This window comes from Cellulosimicrobium sp. ES-005 (assembly GCF_040448685.1).
GTDB lineage: Bacteria > Actinomycetota > Actinomycetes > Actinomycetales > Cellulomonadaceae > Cellulosimicrobium > Cellulosimicrobium cellulans_G.
In genome coordinates, this window is sequence record NZ_CP159290.1 from 2517551 (window position 1) to 2537342 (window position 19792).

Consider the following 19792-nt stretch of genomic DNA (forward strand, 5'->3'; position numbering starts at 1 on the left):
CGGGAAGGGGGGCGGGAGGGGGGCGGGGGTCAGGATGTCAGGAGGCGCTCGACGTAGCCGCCGAGGAAGCGGCCCTCCGGGTCGTGGCGCTGGACGAGGCTGCCGAAGTCGTCGAAGCGGGGGTAGAGCGCCGCGACGGAGCCGGGGTCGTGGACGAGCGCGTGCGAGAGCTTGCCCCAGTGCGGGCGCGCGCCCAGCGGGAGGAGCGCGGCCTCGACGTCGGGCAGGACGCGCGCGACGTCGTCGGGCAGGGGCTTCCACGTGAGGTGGACGCCGACCGCCGGGGCGTCGAACGGGCTCAGCCAGAGCGGCTCCGCGTCGGCCGCGACCGTGCGGATCTCCCCCACCTGGAGCAGCGGGGTCACGCGCGGGCCGAGGTCGCGCATCGCGGCGAACGCCTCCTGCGCGCGGGCGCGCGGCACGAGGTACTCCGACTGCAGCTCGGCGCCGTTGCTCGGCGTGAAGTCGAGCCGGAAGTGCGGCAGCCGCTCGTTCCACGGGCCGGGCTCACCGAGCTGGCGCGTGCAGTGCACGGGATCGACGCCGGGGAGGGGGTGCAGCGTCGTCGCGGCGGGCGTCGCCCCGAAGAGCTCCGCACGCGCGGTCCCGGTCTCCCCCGGCGCGAGGCGCGACTTGCGCCAGACCTGCTGCACGCCGTCGGGCCCCCAGTCCGTGAAGAGGCTCACCGAGTACGCCGACGCCGTGAGCTCGTCGTAGTGCGCGGTCACCGCGTCCCACGGCAGCCCGACGTGCACGTCCTGGCGCACGTCGAACGTCGGGACGGTCTCGAGCTCCACCCGGGTCACCACGCCCAGCGCCCCGAGCGCGACGACCGCGCCGGCGAAGTCCGGGTCCCCGCGTCGCAGCGTCCGGCGCACGCCGTCGCCCGTCACCAGCTCCAGCCCGACGACGGCGCTCGCGAGCGAGCCGACGCGGTCGCCCGAGCCGTGGGTCGCCGTCGCGACCGACCCCGCGACGGAGATGTGCGGGAGCGACGCGAGGTTCGCGAGCGCCCGGCCCGCGGCCTGCACCTGCCGGGTCACGTCGCCGTACCGCAGCCCCGCGGCGACCGACGCCACGCCCGTGGCGGGGTCGACCACGACGGGCGGGCGGCCGTCGTCGTACCGGTCGAGCACGACGTGGGTGCCGGTCGTGTCCGCGACGTCCCCGAACGAGTGCCGCGAGCCGAGCGCCTTGACGCGCGGCGAGCGCCGCACGACGTCGGCGAGCTCGTCCGGCGTCGCGGGGTGCACGACCTCCGCCGAGGAATAGGTGAGGTTCCCCGCCCAGTTCGCGGGCCGGGCGGGTTCGGGCGTCGCGGTCACGCCCCCACCCTGCCACCCCTCTCCCCGCCGAACACGACATGAGCGTCGTTCTGGGGCCCGGAACGACCTCCAGGTCGTGCTCGACGACGGGTAAGCCCGTGCTCGGCGAGCCGGACCGGGGGGTTGTCCCCACCTTCGGTCGGGGGCGGCCCGGGGTCCGCGGAACGGGACGAAGCGGTGAGATCGAGACATGACGACCAGCGCACGTCCTCTCCCCGCTGCCTCACGGTCCCGGCGCGTCTCGCCCGCCTCGTCCCCGGACGGCTCCGCCCTGTCCCCGGACGGCCCCGAGCGGCCCCTCCGCGGCGGGCTCGCCGCGTTCTGGGCGCTCGCGTTCGGGCTGTCCTGGGCGTCGTGGGGCGCCGCCTGGCTGCTCGGCGGCGACCTCGTCGACCCCGTCGTGCTCGCGCTCTTCGCGCTCGGCGGCTTCGGCCCGACGCTGGCGGCGCTCGTGCTGCGCGCGGCGGGGCGCCGCAGCCCGCGCGCGGCGCGCTGGGGCGCGGCCGGCCGATGGCTCCCGGCCGCGGTCGGGATCGGCGCCGCGCCCGCGGTCCTGACCGCGCTCGTCGTGCCGTTCCTCGGCGGCCCGACGGCGGACCTGTCGGCCGGGGCGGCGGCGGTCGCCGGGTCGGGCGGACCGCTCCTGTTCGCCCTCGTCTCGCTGTGCGCGGGGCCGCTGTCGGAGGAGTTCGGGTGGCGCGGCTACGCGCAGCCGCGCCTGCGGCGTCGGCTGTCGCCGCTCGCGACCTCGGTCGTGCTCGGCGCGGTGTGGGCGGTCTGGCACCTGCCGCTGTTCGCCCTCACCGGGACGTGGCAGTCGTCCCTCGGTCTCGTGAGCGTCGAGGCGGCGCTGTTCCTGCTCGCCATGATCCCGCTCTCGAGCGCGTACTGGCTGGTCAGCGAGCGCCTGCGGGGCGGGGTGCCGGCGGCGGTCGTGCTGCACCTCGTGGGGAACGTCGCGCTGACGGTCCTCGCCGTGACGTCGCCCGTCGCGATGGCGGTGTACGTCGGGGTGATCGTCCTGACGTCGGTGCTGATCCACCTCGTCACGCGCCCCGGCCCGCCCCGCCCCTGAGCGGTGCGGGTCAGGGCGTGGCGAGCTCGACGGGGTGCTCGGCCAGGACCTCGCCCGTCTCGGCGTCGAGCACGACGACGGTCGACGGCGGGAGCGCGGACAGGTCCGGCGCCGTCCAGTCCTCGACGCCCGTGCAGGTCCGGCGGTCGAACGACTCCAGGACGGTGCCGGTCGTCGTCTCGACCGTGACCGTGGCGGGGTGGTCGAGCACCTGACGGGGCCACTTCTCGACGTCGAGCCACCCACCGGCGTCGCTCGCCGGCGTGCTGTTCCACCAGCCCTCGAGACCGCCGAGCTCGGTCGGCTCGCCGTCGTCGCCCCGGACCTGGACCGGCGTGCCCGCGGTACCGGTGACGGCGCCGCACTGCTGCACCCCGTTCGTCTCGACCGGTGCCGGCGCGGGGGTCTCCGCGGCGAGCGCCGGGTCGTCCCCGGGGGCCTCCGCGGCCGGGGCACCGCCGACGGCGTCGCTCGGCTCGGTGCCCGCCGCGCGGCCGGTCAGGGCCGCGGCGATCCCGACCCCGAGCACGGCGACGACGAGCGCCCCGCCGACGAGCGGCGCCCGCCAGCGGGTCGACCGCCCCGGTCCGTCGTCGTCCCCGGTGCCGTCCGGGCGTGCCCTGTCGTCCCGCGCCGTGTCGCGCATCGTTCCCCCTGTCCCCTGCGTGACCCGCCGCTCTGCGGGTGCCCGCACCCTACCGGCCGCGGCGGGCCGTGTCAGCGGTTCGCCCCCAGTGGGCCGAGACGGCGGCGACCTGCTCGTCGAACGCCGCCGTCTCCGCGCGTGTGGGCGTGCGGCGCCACTGCGGCTCGACGACGACGTCGCGCGTCCCGACGACCCAGCGCCACCGCCCGACCACCACCCCGTCGACCGCGAGCCCGTGGATGAACGACCCGAGCCGGTCGCCCAGGTCGACGCCCTCCGCCACGACGAGCCTGCGCGTCTCGCCGTAGGACGTGAAGAGCTCGTCGTAGCTCTGCAGCAGGTCGACGACCGGGCGGTCCGGGTCGCCGTCGGGCGCGAGGGCGCCCACGAACGGGCCGGGATCGACCACGCGAGGGTCGGCGTCGGCGAGCCGCCACAGGGTCGTGCCCTCCAGCGCGCCCGCGCCGGGCACGGCCACGACCTCCGCCCCGAGCAGGTCGAGCCCGTGCCGCACCTCGGTGAGCGTGAAGCCCGACCACTGCGCGACGTCCTTGACCGTCGCGTAGGCGCGGCTCGCGAGGGAGCGCCGCAGCAGCTCGACGAGCGCGGCGTCGCGGTCGAACCGCTCGCCGAGCGGCCCGTAGCCCGCGGGGACGCGGTCGTCGAACGCGGCGTAGGTCTGCTGCTTGCCGTCGAGCGGCCCGCTGACGAGCTGCCGGTCGAGCTCGGCCTGCATGAGCACGTAGCCGAGCGCGATGCCTTCGAGGGGGCGACCGTGGGCGGCGAGCAGTCCCGCGAGCTCGCGGCGCGTCCGGGGCCGCTCCTGCACGGCCGCGACGACGAGGTCGGTCTCGGCGGCGTGGCCCGCCGTCCCGACCTGCCGGTACATCGTCCCGTTGGCCTGGTGCACCCGAGGTGCGCTGAGCTTGACGAGCCAGCGGGCGTCGTCGGAGCGGACGAGGTGCCAGGTGGGGCGCAGCACGTGCGTGCGCACCACCTCCCCGCGGTCGCAGACCGCCGCGGCACCGGCCGCCCCGGGCCGGGCCTCGGGCCGCAGCCGGCGCGTGAGGCCCCACAGCGCGGGGTGGAACTCCTGGCCCTGGACCGCGACCAGGTGCCCGACGGCGGTCGGCACGTCGGGCAGGTCGGGCGACCGCAGGCGGTGCGCGGCGAGGCGCGCCGCGCGCACGTGGCGCTCGTCGACCGGCGCCCCGCTCACCGTGCCGCCCCCGTCCTGCCCGGCCGGGTCACGACGCCACCAGGTCCTCGGCGACGACGTCGGTCCCCGTCACGCCGACGCGCACCCCGCCCTCGACGGCGGACACGGAGTCGAGCGCGACGCCGTCGGGCAGGTCGAGCGGGACCCGCAGGTCGGACAGGGCGCGGGAGATCCCCGACGGCAGGTCGTCGACCGACACCGTCCCGAGGCCCGTGCGGACCGCGACGACGTCGACCGCGAGCTCGGCCGGCCCGGAGACGCGCGGCGTCACGTCGACCGTGATCGTCGCGCCCAGCAGGTCGAACCCGAGCGACAGGACGTCGTCGGCCGCGGTGAGTCCCACGTCCAGGCCGGTCTGCTCCGCGACGATCTGCTGCAGCGACTCCACGGCGATGACGCCCGACGCCGTCCCGGACGCGATCCGGTGCGGTTCCGACGTGCTCACGCCCTCGGCCTCGACCTGCAGGTCGGAGATCGCGTAGCCCCCGAACGACGCGGTGTCCGCCGAGCCCGTGACGTGCGTCAGCTCGCCGCGCGCGAGCTGCGTGAGGAACGGGAAGCCCGTGATGTCGAGCTGCGCCCCGGTCACGTCGTCGGCCTGGTCCTCGAACGCCGTCACCGCGCCGCGCTCCGCGGCGCGGACCGCGACCCGGTCCGCCACGACGGCGACCGCCACGATCACCACGAGCGTCACGATCAGGCCCACCAGTCGCTTCATGCGCCCACCCTAGGTCCGCCGACCACGACCTTGCCGTCGTTCTGACGCTCGTGGCGACAGCAACCCCGTGCTCGACGCGGGCTGTCGTCGTCCTCGACCCGGACGTAGATTGCCCGGCATGACCTCATCCCGGCACCCGTACCGCATCGGCGTCCAGCTCCAGCCGCAGCACGCCGACTACGCCCAGGTCCGCGACGCCGTGCTGCGCGCGGAGGACCTCGGCGTCGACGTCATCTTCAACTGGGACCACTTCTTCCCCCTGACCGGCGACCCCGACGGCAAGCACTTCGAGTGCTGGACGATGCTCGGCGCATGGGCCGAGCAGACCTCGCGCGTCGAGATCGGCGCCCTCGTCACGTGCAACAGCTACCGCAACCCCGACCTCCTGGCCGACATGGCGCGGACGGTCGACCACATCAGCGGCGGTCGACTGATCCTCGGGATCGGGGCGGGCTGGTTCGAGAAGGACTACGACCGGTTCGGGTACGAGTTCGGCACCGCGGGCGGGCGCATCGCCGACCTCGCCGCGGCGCTGCCGCGCATCAAGGCCCGTTGGGCGGCGTCGAACCCGGCGCCCACGCGCGACATCCCCGTCCTCGTCGGTGGCGGCGGCGAGCGCAAGACCCTGCGCGTCGTCGCGGAGCACGCGGACGTGTGGCACTCGTTCGGCGACGCGGACACGCTCGCGCGCAAGAGCGCGATCCTCGACGAGCACGGCGAGGCCGTCGGCCGCGACACCGCCGCGCTCGTCGAGCGCTCGGTCGGCATCTCCCGGCCGCCGTCGGAGTCCGCGGACGCGCTCGTCGCCGCGGGCGCGACGCTGTTCACGGTCGGCACGAGCGGGCCGGACTACGACCTGTCGCTCGTGCGGGAGTGGGTCGCCTGGCGCGACGCCCAGGGGTGACCCCCGCGCCGAGCACGACCTCGCTGTCGTTCTGACGCCCCTGGCGACAACAAGGTCGTGCTCGACGGCGCGTGTCGTCGTGCTCGACGGGGCGGGGCGTCCGTCAGAACAGCGCCCGCGCGAGGTTCGACAACGCGGCGTGGACCTCGGAGCGCAGACCGTCGTCGGCGACCACGACCGCCACGCCGACGCCGACCACGACGAGCAGGAGTCCTGCGCGCCACCACCACGGCGACCGGTGCACCGTCCGCCCTCCCTCGTTCGATCCTTCGGCTCCACGGACCGCCCGACCGGCCCGTGCGTCCCGGGCCGTCGAGCGCGCCGCCCGCTGCCCGGTCGCCGGGCAGCGGGCCGGCACCGTCAGTACGACAGTGTCCGCCACGGAGACGACTCGGTGTCCAGGAGTCGTCGCACCGCGCGCTTGAAGTCGGGCAGGTCCTGGTCGATCGGGGTGCGGTTGCCCGCCGACCAGAACGCGCGCCCGGCGAGGAACCCGTCGCCGAACTGCTCCCACGACGCGTACGCGGGGCGCGACATCACGACGGCCTCCTCGATCGCCGCCCACGCCCGCTCGGGCGAGACGAACCCGGCGTCGACCGCGAGGCGGCTGACGTGCACCACCCGCGCCGCGTCCCACGCCGCGATCGACGGCGGCAGCGGGTCCGCGAGCTCGCCGTGCCCGCCCACCTGCGCCGACGCGCTCCAGCCCTGGTAGAACGCGACCGCGCGCTCGGGGTCGAGCCCGCGCGCCGTCGCCTCCTGCCGCGCCTGGGCGGCGTGCTGCTCGGCCGCACCCTTCGCGTCACGGCGGCTCAGCCGGCCCGAGTACAGCTCCTCGACCTTGGGCATCGCGATCGCGTAGTAGCCGCGGTGCCCCTGGGTGAGCAGGAACTCGTACGTGCGCTCGACGTCGTCCGCGCCCCGCACGTCCCACCCCGCCGCGAGCGGCTTCGCGGCCGTGCGGGCGTCCGCCTCCACGGTCAGCGCGTTGATGGGCAGCACGCCCTCGACGGCGTAGACCGCGCCGAGCGCGAGCCCGCGCTGCTGCGCCGGCGTGAGCGCGCGAGCGTCCTCCTTCGCGTACAGGTCCGCGGTCCCCGAGAACATGTCCTTGAGCTTGTCGAACAGGCCCACCGTCGCTCCTTCGTCTCCCCGCGCCACCGACGCGGTCCGTCGCGCCGCGGTCGTCGCGGCCTCCGGGCAGCGTGGCTGCCGGGCGGCCCCCGGGGCACGCGCCCCGAACGATCCCGAACGGCGCGGGCGCGTTCTTCACCCGGCCGTCCGCGCCCGGCACCTCCGCGGCGCGGTCACGTCGGGCGCCGGTCGGTGGCCGTCGCTAGCCTGGCGCGGTGCCCCTCGACCCGCCGCCGTCCCCCGTGGGCGCCGGGTCGGTGGACGAGCTCGCGACCCGCCTACGGGCGCTGCGCTCCTGGGCCGGCGACCCCTCGTACACGGAGATCGCGCGGCGCGTCGGCGCGCTCCGCACCGCGCGGGGCGTCCCCGCCGCGGAGGCGCGACCCGGCCGCGTGACCGTCTACGACGTCTTCCGGGAGGGTCGCTCCCGGCTCGACGTCGACCTCCTCGCCGACGTCGCGCAGGCCCTCGGCGACGCACGGCCCGCGGGGTGGCGTGCGGCGTACCGGACGGCCGCGCGGGCGGCCTCCGCGCAGGGCACCGCCGTGGACGCGGCGGCGCGCACCGGGCCGCGCGCCGCCGACCGACCGCACGGCGCGGCGCCGACCGTGCGACGAGGGCCGGTCGCGCCCGACCGTCCGCTCGTCGGCCGGGACGGCGAGGTCGCCCGGCTGGTCGCGGTGCTCGCGGAGCCACCGGACGAGGACGCGCCCGGCAACGCCGCGCCGCGCGTCGTGACCGTCACGGGTCTCGCCGGGACGGGGACGACGAGCGTCGCGCTCGCCGTCGCGCGCGAGGTCCCGGCGGACGTGGTCGTGCGGGTCGACCTCCACGGGGAACCGGGCGGTGCGACGCCGTCGGCCGCCGTCGTGCTCGACGCGCTGCTCCAGGCGCTCGGCGCGCCGCCGCCCGACGCGCAGGCGCGCGATCTCCCCGCGCTCGCCGCGGCCCTCGCGGCCGCGCTCGCTGGGCGCCGCACGACCGTCGTCCTCGACGACGCGACCGACGCCGCCCAGGCCGCGGACGTCGTCGCGCACCTGCCGGCCACGGCGCGCGTCGTGGCCACGGCGCACCGCGTGCTCGACCTGCCCGCCGCGGTCGGCACGACCCTGGACCCGCTCCGCGAGGACGACGCGATCGCGCTCCTCGGGTCGGTCGTCGGCGCGGACCGCGTGGCCGCCGAGCCGGAGGCCTCGACCCGGCTGGTCCGTGCGTGCGGGGGCCTCCCCGCCGCGCTCGTGCGCACCGCCGACGACGTCCGTGCGCGGCCCGGCTGGTCGCTCGCCGACCACGCCCGGCGCGTGGAGGACCTGCCCGGGCCGGTCCTCCACCCGGCGCTCGCCGCGGCGCACCGCGACCTTCCCGCCGACCACGCCCGCGCCCTGCGCCTCCTCGCCCTCGTCCCGGTGCCGCTCGACGCCGCCTGGGTCGCCGTGCTCCTCGGCGTCTCGACGAGCGAGAGCCGCGACGCGCTCGCCGCGCTGGGGCGTGCGCACCTCGTCACGCACAGGCCGCGCGGCGAGGTCGTCGTGCCCGACGCCGTCCGCACGCTCGCCGCCGACCTCGCCCGGTCCGACGACCCGTTCTCCGCGCGGGCCACCGCCGTCGGGCGGCTCGCCGCCCGGCTGCTCGACGACGCCCGGCCCGCCGTGCATGCGGCGGCGCCCCACCACGACGCCCCCGGGCGCACGGCCGGGCCGGGCGCGACCGGGCCAGGGGCGGCCGGATCGGACTCGGCCGGGTCGGGGGGCGCGGCGGCGGCGCGCACGACCGACGTCGCGCTCGCGTGGCTCGACGCCCACCGGGACCTGCTCGTCGCGACGTCGACGCTCGCCGCGGAGCACGAGCTCGCCGACCCGGTGACCGACCTCTCCGCCCTGCTCGCGCCGTACCTCGACTCGGCGGGGCACTGGGACGACGCGGTCGCGGTGCACACGGCGGCGGTCGAGCACGGGCGGGCGTCCGGGCGGTCCCAGGCCGGGCGCGACCTCGGGCGCGCGCTCGAACGGCTCGGCCGGTACGACGAGGCGCTCGCCCAGCTCGTCCGCTCGCTCGAGCGCGGCGACGACCCACGCCCCGGCCAGACGCTCAACCGCATCGGCAACGTGTACAAGCGGCTCGGTCGCTTCGACGAGGCGGAGACCGCGTACCACGACGCCGCCGCCGGGGCGCGGACCGCGGGCGACCCGGTCAGCGAAGGCCGCGCCGTCGGGAACCTCGCGGACGTGCACCGGATCCTCGGGCGGCACGACGACGCGCGTGCCGGCTACGAGCGGGCGCTCGCGCTGTCGCGTCGCGTGGGCGACGTCCTCAACGTCGCCATCGTGTCGAGCAACGCCGCGATCCTCTCCGAGGCCGAGGGCAGCGTCGACCGCGCGCTCGCGCAGCACCGCGACGCGCTCGCGAGCGCGACGTCGCTCGGCGACGCGGGCCTCGCGACGCGCGCCCGGGTGCACGTGGGGCGGCTCCTCGCGGGCTCCGGCGAGACCGGAGGCGGCGTCACGGAGCTGCGCGCCGCGGTGCGGGCCGCCGTCGCGCTCGGGGACCCCGACGCCGAGGCCGAGGCCCGCAGCGCCCTCGCGACCGCGCTGCTCGCCGCGGGCTCCGTCGCGGAGGCGGTCGCGGCGGGCGAGGCTGCGGTCGAGCTGGCGCGACGCGTCCGCGCACGACTCGTCGAGACGGAGGCGCTCAACGCGCTCGGGGAGGCCGTGCTCGCCGCGGGCGACGCCCGCCGCGCGGCGGACCTGCACGACGCGGCCCGCGCGCTCGCCGTCGAGCTCGACGACGCCGCCGAGGACGCCCGTGCGCGGCGCGGGCTCGCGGCCGCCGGGCGCGCAGGCGGGTCCGACGCCGCCGACCGCGCCCGCGAGGCGCCCGGCCGCGCCTGACGCTCGTCCGCCGTCTCAGCATGCGATCGCGTACGGCGTCCGGGAACATGTGGCGCCCCGCCCGCGGTTGCCCCTGTCATGGCCTCCACCCCACCCGCGACCCCGGCGCCGACCGCGCCCGTCGCCGCCCAGCCGGGCACCGGACCTTCCACGAGCCCCCCCGCTCCCGCCCGACCCGGGCGCATCAGCGCGGGGCTCGTCCTGCTGCTCTCCGCGCTCACCGCGATCGGTCCGCTGACGATCGACCTCTACCTCTCCGCCTTCCCGCGCATCGTCGACGAGCTCGGCACCACCGAGTCCCGTGTCCAGCTCACGCTCACCGCGACCCTCGCGGGGCTCGCGCTCGGCCAGCTCCTCATCGGGTCGGTCTCCGACGCGATCGGCCGTCGCGCACCCCTGCTCGTGTCCCTCGCGGTGTACGTCGCCGCGTCCGCGGGCATCGTGTTCGCCGGGTCCGTCGCCGCGCTCACCGGCCTGCGGTTCGTCCAGGGCCTCGCCGCGGCCGCCGGGATGGTGCTCTCCATGGCGATCGTGCGCGACTCGTTCGAGGGCTACCAGATCGGCAAGGTCATCGCGCGCCTCATGCTGGTCGTGGGCGTGGCACCCATCCTCGCGCCGACGATCGGCGCGCAGTTCCTGCGGCTCGGCTCATGGCGCGGCATGTTCGTCGCGCTGGCCGTGGTCGGCGCGGTGCTGTTCGTGCTCGTGCTGCTCCGCCTGCGCGAGACCCTGCCCGCGGACCGCCGCCGCTCGGGCGGGACCGTCGCCGCCCTGCGCTCCTACGGCTCGCTCCTCACCGACTGGTCGTTCATCGGGCTCGCGCTCATCGCGGGCTTCTACATGGCCGCGATGTTCACCTACATCTCCGCGTCGACGTTCGTGTTCCAGGACTTCTTCGGCATGTCCGCCCAGCAGTACGCGATCGTGTTCGGCGTCGGCGCGGTGTCCGTGACCGCCGGCAGCCAGATCAACGGCGCGCTCGTGGGCCGCGTGGCGCCCGAGCGCATCCTCCAGGGCGCGGTCGCCGCGGGCTTCGTCCTCTCGGGCGGGCTGCTCGTCGCGGCGCTCGCCGGCGGCGGGCTCGCGTGGCTCGTCCCGCTCATCGTCCTCACGCTCGGCACCGCGGGCTTCGTCATGCCGTCCGTCCCCGCCATCGCGCTCGAGCGCAACGCGCACCGCGCCGGGAGCGCCGCCGCGCTCATCGGGGCCTTCCAGTTCGGCGTCGGGGCGATCATCGCGCCGGTGACCGGGCTGCTCGGCGGGTCGCCGCCCGTGACGATGGCCGCGGTGATGTTCGGCGTCGTCGTCATCGCCGGCGCGGTCCTGCTCGGCCTGCGGCACACGTTCGGCGCGCCCGTCCCGGACGAGGCGGCGGACGCCCTCGGCACCCGGGACGCGGCGGAGGTCGGCAGCACGACCACGGCCGACGAGGAGGCCGGCGGACCCCGTGCCGCGGGCGTCGTCGACCAGACCGAGCGCGAGGCCGCCGTCGGCGTCCCCGACGACGCCGCGGCGCTCGCCGAGGCCACGGTGCTCGCCGACCGCGGCGCCTGACCCGGCGGGCTCTCCCCGCCGAGAACGACCCCACGCGCCGTCGACCACGAGGTTGCTGTCGTGATCCACCGGATGACGACAGCAACCCCGTGCTCGGCGCGGAGAATGGGCGGGTGACGCCCGACGACCCCGAGTACCCGCTCGCCGCACGGGCCGCGCCGTCGCTCGCGGCGCTCGACGACCACCTCGTCGAGTGCCGCGCGTGCCCGCGGCTCGTCGCGTGGCGCGAGCACGTCGCCGACGTCAAGCGGGCGTCGTTCCGGGACGAGGACTACTGGGCCCGCCCCGTGCCCGGGTTCGGCGACGAGCGCGCGGGGATCCTCGTCGTCGGGCTCGCGCCCGCCGCGCACGGGGCCAACCGCACGGGCCGCATGTTCACGGGCGACCGCAGCGGCGACTTCCTGTTCGCGTCCATGCACCGCACGGGTCTGGCCAACCAGGCGACGTCCGTGTCCGCCGACGACGGGCTGCGCCTCACGGGGATCCGCGTCACCGCCCCGGTGCGGTGCGCCCCGCCCGACAACAAGCCGACGCCCGAGGAACGCCGACGGTGCGGGCCGTACCTCGCGCGCGAGGTCGAGCTGCTCGGTGCGACCGTGCGCGTCGCGGTCGTGCTCGGCGGCTTCGGCTGGCAGGCGCTGCTGTCGACGCTCGCGGAGCAGGGCTGGGACGTCCCCCGGCCCCGACCGCGGTTCGCGCACGGCGCGGAGGTGACGCTGCGCCGTCGGGCCCCCGCGGCGGTCGGCGACGCGGCGGGACGCCCCGCGAGCGCCGTGCCCGACGCCGGGCAGGCGGCTCTCGCGCCGACCCTCACCCTCCTGGGGTGCTTCCACGTGAGCCAGCAGAACACGTTCACCGGACGCCTCACGCCGCAGATGCTCGACGACGTGCTCCTGCGGGCGCGCGACCTCGCCGGCCTGGGCGCACCGGGCTGAGCGCCCGCGTTCCGAGAGATGCGCTCCGGGACGAGGGAACCACCCGGACGTGCAGCGCGCGGCCGCAGACGCAGCGCTCGGCCGCGGTGCGACGCTCGACCGGCGTGCGCCCCACGTGCGCCCGACGGAGCGCGTCGGCGGAGTCGCGGCGGCCCGTGGGGTCGGCGCCGGGCCGTCTACCGGGCCGCGGTCGTCGGGGACTGACGGCGCGGGGCGTCCGCCCAGCGACGGCGCTCGGCCACGCGCGGCAGGACGCGGCCCACGAGCCGGAGCTGCTCGCGGCGCGCGATGACCTCCATGCGCCGCAGCTCGCGCTCGAGCGGGGACGATGCTGCTGACATTGCTGCTCTCCTTCGACGGCACCGGGCGGCGGTCCACCCCGTCGCGGTCGCGACGGTCCCGGCGATGACGCGCGACGACCGCGGTCGGCCGTCGCCCTGCCCCCGTAGGAGGGACGGACGCGGCCCGGGTTCGTGACACCCGGCGCCCCGCCCGTCCGGTGCGCTACGCGGGGCGGGGGGCGTGACACCGGGCGCCGCCCACCCGGTCCGCTACGCCGTCGGGAGCGCGGACTCCTCGTACTGCTCCACGAACTCCCCCGTCGGCGGGATCGGCGTGATGACGTCGAGGAGGACGCCGTTCGGGTCGGCCGTGATGAAGTGCCGCTGGCCGAACGCCTCGTCGCGCAGCGAACGGAGGATCGGCAGGCCCGCCGCGACGAACCGGTCGTGGACGGCGTCGACGTCCTCGACCTCCAGGTTGAGCAGGAGGCCGCTCGCCCTCCCCCGCCCGCTCTCGGGGATCGTCTCGTGGTCGCCGTCCAGCACGGCGAGGTTCACCGCGTCGTCGTGCACGGACTGCAGGTGCACGTACCAGTCGCTCGTGAAGAGCGGCCGGAGGTCGAGGTGCTCGACGTAGAACGCCGCGGTCGCCGCGACGTCCCCGGTCATGATCACCGGGTACCAGCTCGTGATGCGCACGGATCTTCTCCTCCTGGTCGGGGCGGGCAGCCGCGTGAGAAAACAAACAGGCTGTATGTATCTAAGGATGACCTACAGTCTGTCGGTATGCAAGAGAGCCGTCGCACCAACGCCGAGCGCACCCTCGCCACCCGGTCCGCCCTCGTCGCCGCCGCGCGCGAGCTGTTCGTCGACCCCGGGTACGCGGAGGCGTCGACGCCGCAGATCGCCGCGGCCGCGCACGTCACGCGCGGCGCGCTGTACCACCACTACGCGGACAAGCGAGACCTGTTCCGGGCGGTCGTCGAGGCCGAGGCGGAAGCCGTCGCGCGCGAGATCGAGGCGCGGACCGGCCCGCTCGGCGGCGTCCACGAGGCCACAGCCGCGAGCGCGACCCGGACGGCACCTCCTACGAGCGACGCACCCCCCGCCCCCCGCTCTCGGCACGAGCCCGACGCACCCGACGCCCGCGGGATGCTCGTCGAGGGCGCGCGGGCCTACCTGGACGCGATGGCGGTCCCCGGCCGGACGCGCCTGCTGCTCGTCGACGCCCCGGCCGTGCTCGGTGCCGTCGAGGCCGACGCCCTCGACGCGCGCCACGCCCGTCGCACGCTGCGCGCGGGCCTCGCCGCCGCGCTGGACACCGCGCCGGACCAGGAGCGCACCCGCGAGGGCAGCGCGCACGACGACCACGGCACCGAGGAGCCGACGGCGGGACCGCACCACGGGGAGCACCCCGCGCCCGAGCGCCCGAGCCCCGTCCCCGCGCGCGAGCACGGGCCGACCGCACCGCGCATCACGGACGACGCCGCAGACGACGTCGCAGACGACGTCGCGCGCGACATCGCGCACGACGACCGTCTCGACGCGCTGACCCTCCTGCTCTCCGCGGCCTTCGACCGTGCGGCGCTGGCGCTCGACGGCGGTGCGCCGCCCCGCCCCGTCCGCGCGGCGGTCACCGAGCTCGTGGACCGGGTGTGCGCGCCGCGAACCACTCGATGACGCCCGCCCGCGTGCGCTCGTGCCGCTCGACGGTGAGCCCCGCGTCGAGCACCCAGCGCAGCGGGCGGCGGCGGAAGTGCTCGCCGGCGAGCGGGACGCTCACGACGTCGGCCGCCGCCTGGAGCGCGCGGAGCGGCCACGACGTCGACCCGACGTGGTCCGCGAGGACGAGCAGGCCGCCGGGCCGCAGCACGCGGACCATCTCCGCGAGCGCGGCACGGTGGTCGGGGATCGCGCAGAGCGAGAAGGTGCAGACCACGGTGTCGTAGGCGCCGTCGGGCAGGTCGAGCCGCTGCGCGTCGCCGAGCCGGAGGTCGACGTCGATCCCCCGCTCCACCGCCCGTCGCCGCGCGAGCGCGAGCATCCCCGGGCTCCACTCGACGCCCGTCAGCCGGCCGTGGAGCACGTGCGCGGGGTAGTGCGCGAGGTTGAGGCCCGTGCCGATCGCGACCTCGAGCGTCTCGCCCGTCGCGAGCCCGCACGCGCGGGGGCGGACGTCCGGGAAGAGACGGCGCTCGGCGACGGCCATGCCGCGGTCGTAGGCGCTCGCCTCCCGGTCCCAGCGCCGCCGCAGCCGCGCGTCGCGCGGGCTCGCCGTGCCGCCCGGCTCGGTCGGTCCGGCCATGCGCACCACCTCTCGCCGCCGGTGGACGGCCGCTGCACCGGCCACCTCGACCGGTCGGCGGCGCGCTCGGCCGACGTTCTCCGCCGGGCGCGCTCGGCCGACGTTCTCCGCCGGGCGCGCTCGGCCGACGTTCACCGCCCGGCGCGCTCGTCGGCGTTCTCCGCCCGGCGACGCCGGACGTTGTCGCCGGGCCGGCGTCTCGGGCGAGCGCCGTCGTCCTCACGCTCGCACGGTGAGCGTGCTCCCGCCTCCGGGCACGCGCCGTACCTCGATGCGCTCCGCGATGGACTGCTTGAGCGCGTCGACGTGCGACACGACGCCGACGACGCGCCCACCCGCCCGGAGCCTCCCGAGGGCGGCGAGCACGGCTTCCAGCGTCTCGGGGTCCAGGCTGCCGAATCCCTCGTCGACGAAGAGCGTCCCCAGCTCGACGCCGCCCGCCTCGGCCGTGACGACGTCGGCGAGCCCGAGCGCCAGGCACAGGGACACGTAGAACGTCTCGCCGCCCGACAGCGTGCGCGGGTCGCGCTCCCGCTCGGTGACGTGGTCGAGGACCTTCATCGCGAGCCCGCGCTTGTGCGCGCGCACGTCCTCGCGCGTCGCGCTGCGCACGAGCTCGTACCGGCCCGACGACATCTCCGCGAGGCGCTCGTTCGCGGCGGCGACGACGTCCTCGAACCGCTGGACGAGGACGAACGTCGCGAGCGTGAGCGCGTGGGCGTTGTCCCCGGAGCCGGACGCCAGCGCCGCCATGCGCGCGACCGGCTCGGCGGCGTCCCGGGCCCGGGCCCAGTCGTCCACCGCCGTCCCGATCCCCTCCGCGGCGACGCGCGCGGCCTGCGCCTGACGGGCGACGAGCTCGTGGCGACGACCCGCGGCCCGGGCCGTCGCCTCGGCCTCGGCGACGGCGGCCCGCGCCGCGGCGACGTCGGGCGCGGCGTCTGCGGGGAGGTCCGCGAGGGCGGGGTCGGCGAGCCCGGCGGCCGTGGCGGCGCACGCCGCCTCGTGCTCGGCGACACGGCGCGCGAGCGCCAGCCGGTCCGGCTCGTCGAGGACGGCGGCGAGCGCGTCGGCGGCGTCCGCGAACCCCGACCGGTCGACGATCGCGCCGAGCTCGGCCGTGCGGTCCGCGACGGCCCGGGCCGCGACGGCGACCGCGGTGCTCGCGTCGGCGAGGGCGTCGATCGTGCGGAGCCGCTCGTCGAGCGCCGCGGCGAGCACGGCGACGGGGTTGCGGGTCCCGCCCTCGTCGGCGAGGGCGTCGGGCAGGTCGGCCAGCTCCACCAGGGGCCCGGCCGCGGCGATCTCCGCGCGGATCTCGGCCCGGTCGGCGTCGAGCGCCGCCTCGAGCTCGTCGAGGCGGGCCGTCGTGCCGGCGATCCCCTCCGCGAGCGCGGCGGCACGTTCCTGGAGCGCGGTCGTGCCGGCGTCGAGGGCGTCGAGCTCGCGCTCGGCGTCCGCGCGGTCGCGGGCCGCCGCCCGCGCGCCCGAGACGAGCGCGTCGACCTCCGCGACGCGCCCCGCCGCCTCGTGGGGCGTCAGGCCCTCGGCGTCCCGACGGCGCGCCGTCAGCCGTTCGGCGAGCACCCCCGCGCGCGCGGAGGCGTCGTGCAGCGCCAGCTCCGCCTCGGCCCGGCCGCGCTCCGCGTCCTCGACGTCCTGCGCGGTGGGGTGGCCGTCCGCGAGCGGCGCCGGGGCCGGGTGGTCCGTCCCGCCGCACACCGGGCACGGGGACTCCTCGACGAGGCCCGCGGCGAGCTCGCCCGCGAGGCCGGCGATCCGGGCCGCCCGGACCCGCGCCTCCTGCTCGACGGCGGCGCGCGCGACCGTCGCGGCCCGGGTCCGCGCGGCCCGGGCCGCCTCCTCCTCCCCCGCGAGCGCCGCGGCCTGCCGCGCCGCTTCCTCGACCGCACGCGCACGCAGCGCCTGCTCCTGGAGGGCACCGAGCGTCCCGGCGGTCTCCGCGAGCGACGTCAGCCGCAGGCGCAGCTCCTCGCGGAGCGCCGGCCGCGCGGCGAGCTCGTCGAGCGTGCGCGCTCGCTCCTCGACGGCCTGCACGACGGCCTTGCGTCCGTCCTCGACCTCCCGGTCCCGGGCCGGGAGCGAGGCGCCCACGGGGAGCAGCCGGGCCACGCGCACCCCGGCCGTCGCGACGTCGGCGCGCAGCGCCTCGAGCGTCGTCGGGTCGGCGTCGGCGAGGGACGCGGGCGCGCCCGTCCGGGCGAGCGCGAGCCGGTCGTGCGCGGCGGCGAGGAGCTGCTCCGCGCGGACGAGGCCCTGCGCCGCGGGGGCGACGACGGCGGCGCGGGTCGCGGCGTCGACGCGGCGGCGGTCGTCGGCGACCCGGGGCTCCTCCTCCGCGAGGCGCGCCTCCTCGGCGCGCAACCGCGCCACGCGCTCCACGGCGTCGGCGAGCGCCCGCTCGGCGTCGAGCCGGTCGCGCGCCGCGACGAGCGTCGCGTTGGTCGCGATCTCGCGCGCGGCGAGCGCCTCCGCCTCGGCCTCGAGCCCTGCGACGTGCGCGAGGGCGAGCGCGTGCACGCCCGGGGCCGGGGCCACCGTCCCCGCGCCCGCCGCCGTGGGCAGGAGCGGGCCCACGTCCGCGACCCGTCCGTCGGCGAGCGCGGACCGGGACGACGGCACGCCGTCCGCGGCGTGGACGCTCGCGGACCCGTCCGCCGCGGTTCGCGCCAGGTCCGCCGCGGCCCGGGCGAGGTCGGCCTCGTCGGCGCGGTGCAGCCGCGCGTCGTCGTGCGCGGCCTCGCGCAGTCGCCGGGCGTCGTCGGGCACGAGCCCCGCCGCCCCGGTGAACCGCTCGACCGCGCCGCGGACGCCCTGGCGTGCGCCGTCCGACCGTGCCCGCGCCGTGCGCGCGAGCTCGGCGAGCCGCACCGTCGCGCGGTGGTAGAGCTCGGTGCCGAAGACCTTCTGCAGCAGCACCGCCCGGTCCTCGGGCTTCGCGCGCAGGAACGTCGCGAACTCGCCCTGCGGGAGCACGACGGTCTGCACGAGCTGGCGCCGGTCGAGCCCGACGATCCGGCGGATCTCCTCCCCGGCCTCGTCGAGCCGCGTCGAGAGCAGCTCGCCCGGCGGGCCGTCGACGCCCGCGCAGGCCTGCGCGGACGGCACGCCCGCGAGCCGCCAGAGCCGGACCGACGCCTGCTGGGTCGTCGTGCCGGTGCCGCGCTTCTTGGGCCGGCGGTACTCGGGCGTCCGCCGCACGCGGTACACGCCCGACGGGACCTCCAGCACCAGGTCGACGAACGACTCGACCTCGGGCGCCGCGAACGCCGACCGGAGCCGGTCGTCGCTCGCCGCGTCGGACGCGACCTTGCCGTACAGCGCGAAGACGATCGCGTCGATGACCGTCGACTTGCCCGCGCCCGTGGGCCCGTCGAGGAGGTAGATCCCGGACGCGCCCAGGGCCGCGAGGTCGACGTGCTGGAGGCCCGCGAACGGCCCGATCGCCTGGAAGGTCAGCGAGTGCAGGTGCATCAGGCGCTCCGCTCCTCCGCCAGCGCGAGCTCGAACGCCTCGCGCAGCACGGCGATCTCCGCGTCGCTCGGCGCGTGGCCCGCGACGTGCTCGACGAAGTCCCGCGCGACGTCGAGCGGGTCCCGCCCCGGCCCGACGGCGGTCACGACCTCCCGCTCCTCGGGGCGCGGAGGGCGGTGGGTCACCTGGAGCGCGTGCGGGAACCGCCCCCGGACGCGCGCGTAGAGCTCCGCGGGTCGCACCGCGTCCGTCACGACGACCCGCAGCCAGTCGTCGACGTGGGGTTCGCCGGCTGCCCCGAGCAGGTCGTCGAGCGTCCCCGTGACCTCGGCGAGCCGCCGCGGCACCGGCGCGGGGACGAGCTCGACGGCCGCGTCCGGGTCTCCACCGGCACCCCCTCCCAGCCGGTCCAGGTCGACGAGCGCCGTGGACTTGCGCTGGTGCCGCTCCGAGAAGGAGAACGCGAGCGGAGATCCCGAGTAGCGCGCGACCGTCGCCGAGCTGCTGCCATGACCTGCGGTTTCACGTGAAACGTCGGGCACGGCGACGCGCTGCGGCCCGTGCAGGTGCCCGAGCGCGACGTAGTCGACACCCCAGCCCCCGAACGTGGCCGCGGGCACGGCGTCGACGCCGCCCACGCGGATGTCCCGCTCCGACTCCGACGCGAGCCCGCCGACCACGAACGCGTGCCCGACGACGACGGCACGGGCGCTCGGGTGCTGCGCGCGGCGACGTGCGAGGTCGGCCCCCACGCGCCGCATCGCCGCGGCCATGACGGCCTCGTGCGACCGGGCGAGCGGCCTCCGCGCACCGCCGGCGCTCGGGTCCGGGCGGTCGGCCCCGGCGTCGTGGCCCTCGGCCAGCGCGTGGCGCGCCGTGTCCGGGTCGAGGTACGGCAGCGCGTAGACCAGCAGCGAGGCGTCACCCTCGGCCGCCCGACCCCGGGGCCCGGGGCGCGGCGCGAGGACGACGGGCGTCCCGACGTCGGACAGCCGCGCGCGCAGGTGCACGCCCGGGCGCATCACGCGGTCCCCGAACCCGAGCCGGACCGCGGAGTCGTGGTTCCCGGGCGTGACCACGACGTGCGCGTGCTCCGCGAGCCGCGTCAGCGCGTCGGACAGGAGCGAGACCGCGTCGACCGGCGGGACGGCGCGGTCGTACACGTCCCCCGCGACGACGACGGCGTCCACGTCCTCCGTGCGGGTCAGCTCGACGAGGTGGTCGAGGTGCGCGGCCTGGTGCTCCAGCAGGTCGACCCCGTGCAGCGTGCGCCCGAGGTGCCAGTCGGACGTGTGCAGGATGCGCATGACCGC

The 19792-nt window shown here is 77.5% G+C and carries 17 protein-coding genes; 6 read left to right on the forward strand and 11 right to left on the reverse strand.

The window, feature by feature from the left end; genetic code table 11:
• Positions 1–29: 29 nt before the first annotated feature.
• Positions 30–1325, reverse strand: a complete 1296-nt coding sequence (locus tag ABRQ22_RS11035) for an FAD-binding protein (RefSeq protein WP_353706760.1) — start codon at positions 1323–1325, stop codon at positions 30–32.
• Between the two features lie 190 nt (positions 1326–1515).
• On the opposite strand from ABRQ22_RS11035, the gene ABRQ22_RS11040 reads away from it, so the two are divergent.
• Positions 1516–2400, forward strand: a complete 885-nt coding sequence (locus tag ABRQ22_RS11040; RefSeq protein ID WP_353706761.1) for a type II CAAX endopeptidase family protein — start codon at positions 1516–1518, stop codon at positions 2398–2400.
• A gap of 10 nt (positions 2401–2410) precedes the next feature.
• On the opposite strand, the gene ABRQ22_RS11045 is transcribed toward ABRQ22_RS11040, so the two are convergent.
• From ABRQ22_RS11045 to ABRQ22_RS11055, 3 genes are read right to left on the reverse strand one after another with little or no spacing between them, the layout of a single operon-like run.
• A complete protein-coding gene (locus ABRQ22_RS11045) occupies positions 2411–3046 on the reverse strand; it encodes a hypothetical protein (protein WP_353706762.1) in 636 nt (211 codons plus the stop codon).
• 49 nt (positions 3047–3095) lie between these two features.
• Positions 3096–4265: a crosslink repair DNA glycosylase YcaQ family protein gene (locus tag ABRQ22_RS11050; protein WP_353706763.1), complete on the reverse strand. Its 1170-nt coding sequence runs from the start codon at positions 4263–4265 to the stop codon at positions 3096–3098.
• A gap of 28 nt (positions 4266–4293) precedes the next feature.
• Entirely contained in the window at positions 4294–4983 is a 690-nt protein-coding gene (locus tag ABRQ22_RS11055) for a DUF2993 domain-containing protein (RefSeq protein ID WP_353706764.1), read from the reverse strand.
• Between the two features lie 118 nt (positions 4984–5101).
• Here ABRQ22_RS11055 and ABRQ22_RS11060 point away from each other — a divergent pair, with 118 nt between their 5' ends.
• The gene (locus ABRQ22_RS11060) at positions 5102–5887 is read left to right on the forward strand and encodes an LLM class F420-dependent oxidoreductase (RefSeq protein WP_353706765.1); all 786 of its coding nucleotides are present in this window, start codon (positions 5102–5104) and stop codon (positions 5885–5887) included.
• Positions 5888–5990: 103 nt separating this feature from the next.
• On the opposite strand, the gene ABRQ22_RS11065 is transcribed toward ABRQ22_RS11060, so the two are convergent.
• Positions 5991–6131 carry a hypothetical protein gene (locus ABRQ22_RS11065; protein ID WP_253054616.1) on the reverse strand — a complete coding sequence of 47 codons (141 nt, stop codon included), beginning with the start codon at positions 6129–6131 and terminating at the stop codon, positions 5991–5993.
• 116 nt (positions 6132–6247) lie between these two features.
• Complete coding sequence (locus tag ABRQ22_RS11070; RefSeq protein ID WP_353706766.1) at positions 6248–7021, reverse strand: DUF1266 domain-containing protein; 774 nt, start codon at positions 7019–7021, stop codon at positions 6248–6250.
• A 215-nt stretch (positions 7022–7236) separates the two neighbouring features.
• Between ABRQ22_RS11070 and ABRQ22_RS11075 the strand changes: the two genes are divergently transcribed.
• The 3 genes from ABRQ22_RS11075 (at position 7237) to ABRQ22_RS11085 (ending at position 12398) form a co-directional block, all read left to right on the forward strand.
• Positions 7237–9909 carry a tetratricopeptide repeat protein gene (locus tag ABRQ22_RS11075; protein WP_253054620.1) on the forward strand — a complete coding sequence of 891 codons (2673 nt, stop codon included), beginning with the start codon at positions 7237–7239 and terminating at the stop codon, positions 9907–9909.
• Between the two features lie 78 nt (positions 9910–9987).
• The gene (locus ABRQ22_RS11080) at positions 9988–11463 is read left to right on the forward strand and encodes a multidrug effflux MFS transporter (protein ID WP_253054622.1); all 1476 of its coding nucleotides are present in this window, start codon (positions 9988–9990) and stop codon (positions 11461–11463) included.
• A 113-nt stretch (positions 11464–11576) separates the two neighbouring features.
• Positions 11577–12398 carry a uracil-DNA glycosylase gene (locus tag ABRQ22_RS11085; protein ID WP_353706767.1) on the forward strand — a complete coding sequence of 274 codons (822 nt, stop codon included), beginning with the start codon at positions 11577–11579 and terminating at the stop codon, positions 12396–12398.
• A gap of 176 nt (positions 12399–12574) precedes the next feature.
• Here the strand turns inward: ABRQ22_RS11085 and ABRQ22_RS11090 are convergent, their stop codons facing one another.
• Both ABRQ22_RS11090 and ABRQ22_RS11095 read right to left on the reverse strand, forming a co-directional pair.
• Positions 12575–12739, reverse strand: coding sequence for a hypothetical protein (locus ABRQ22_RS11090; protein ID WP_253054626.1), 165 nt, complete (start codon positions 12737–12739; stop codon positions 12575–12577).
• Positions 12740–12949: 210 nt separating this feature from the next.
• Entirely contained in the window at positions 12950–13378 is a 429-nt protein-coding gene (locus ABRQ22_RS11095; RefSeq protein ID WP_253054628.1) for a VOC family protein, read from the reverse strand.
• A gap of 87 nt (positions 13379–13465) precedes the next feature.
• Here ABRQ22_RS11095 and ABRQ22_RS11100 point away from each other — a divergent pair, with 87 nt between their 5' ends.
• Positions 13466–14359, forward strand: coding sequence for a helix-turn-helix domain-containing protein (locus ABRQ22_RS11100; protein WP_253054630.1), 894 nt, complete (start codon positions 13466–13468; stop codon positions 14357–14359).
• Here the strand turns inward: ABRQ22_RS11100 and ABRQ22_RS11105 are convergent.
• From ABRQ22_RS11105 to ABRQ22_RS11115, 3 genes are all read right to left on the reverse strand, one after another.
• Entirely contained in the window at positions 14313–14984 is a 672-nt protein-coding gene (locus tag ABRQ22_RS11105; RefSeq protein WP_353706768.1) for a methyltransferase domain-containing protein, read from the reverse strand. The genes ABRQ22_RS11100 and ABRQ22_RS11105 overlap by 47 nt on opposite strands.
• Before the next feature lie 219 nt (positions 14985–15203).
• A complete protein-coding gene (locus tag ABRQ22_RS11110) occupies positions 15204–18479 on the reverse strand; it encodes an AAA family ATPase (RefSeq protein WP_353706769.1) in 3276 nt (1091 codons plus the stop codon).
• Complete coding sequence (locus ABRQ22_RS11115) at positions 18479–19786, reverse strand: exonuclease SbcCD subunit D (protein WP_353706770.1); 1308 nt, start codon at positions 19784–19786, stop codon at positions 18479–18481. The genes ABRQ22_RS11110 and ABRQ22_RS11115 overlap by 1 nt, the downstream gene beginning before the upstream one ends.
• Positions 19787–19792 lie beyond the last annotated feature (6 nt).

Bases quoted from the DNA above. Each gene is read 5' to 3' on its own strand.
- ABRQ22_RS11040 (WP_353706761.1), top strand. From the start codon at position 1,516: ATGACGACCAGCGCACGTCCTCTCCCCGCTGCCTCACGGTCCCGGCGC.
- ABRQ22_RS11090 (WP_253054626.1), bottom strand. From the start codon at position 12,739: ATGTCAGCAGCATCGTCCCCGCTCGAGCGCGAGCTGCGGCGCATGGAG.
- ABRQ22_RS11045 (WP_353706762.1), bottom strand. From the start codon at position 3,046: ATGCGCGACACGGCGCGGGACGACAGGGCACGCCCGGACGGCACCGGG.
- ABRQ22_RS11055 (WP_353706764.1), bottom strand. From the start codon at position 4,983: ATGAAGCGACTGGTGGGCCTGATCGTGACGCTCGTGGTGATCGTGGCG.
- ABRQ22_RS11060 (WP_353706765.1), top strand. From the start codon at position 5,102: ATGACCTCATCCCGGCACCCGTACCGCATCGGCGTCCAGCTCCAGCCG.
- ABRQ22_RS11110 (WP_353706769.1), bottom strand. From the start codon at position 18,479: ATGCACCTGCACTCGCTGACCTTCCAGGCGATCGGGCCGTTCGCGGGC.
- ABRQ22_RS11080 (WP_253054622.1), top strand. From the start codon at position 9,988: ATGGCCTCCACCCCACCCGCGACCCCGGCGCCGACCGCGCCCGTCGCC.
- ABRQ22_RS11115 (WP_353706770.1), bottom strand. From the start codon at position 19,786: ATGCGCATCCTGCACACGTCCGACTGGCACCTCGGGCGCACGCTGCAC.
- ABRQ22_RS11105 (WP_353706768.1), bottom strand. From the start codon at position 14,984: ATGGCCGGACCGACCGAGCCGGGCGGCACGGCGAGCCCGCGCGACGCG.
- ABRQ22_RS11100 (WP_253054630.1), top strand. From the start codon at position 13,466: ATGCAAGAGAGCCGTCGCACCAACGCCGAGCGCACCCTCGCCACCCGG.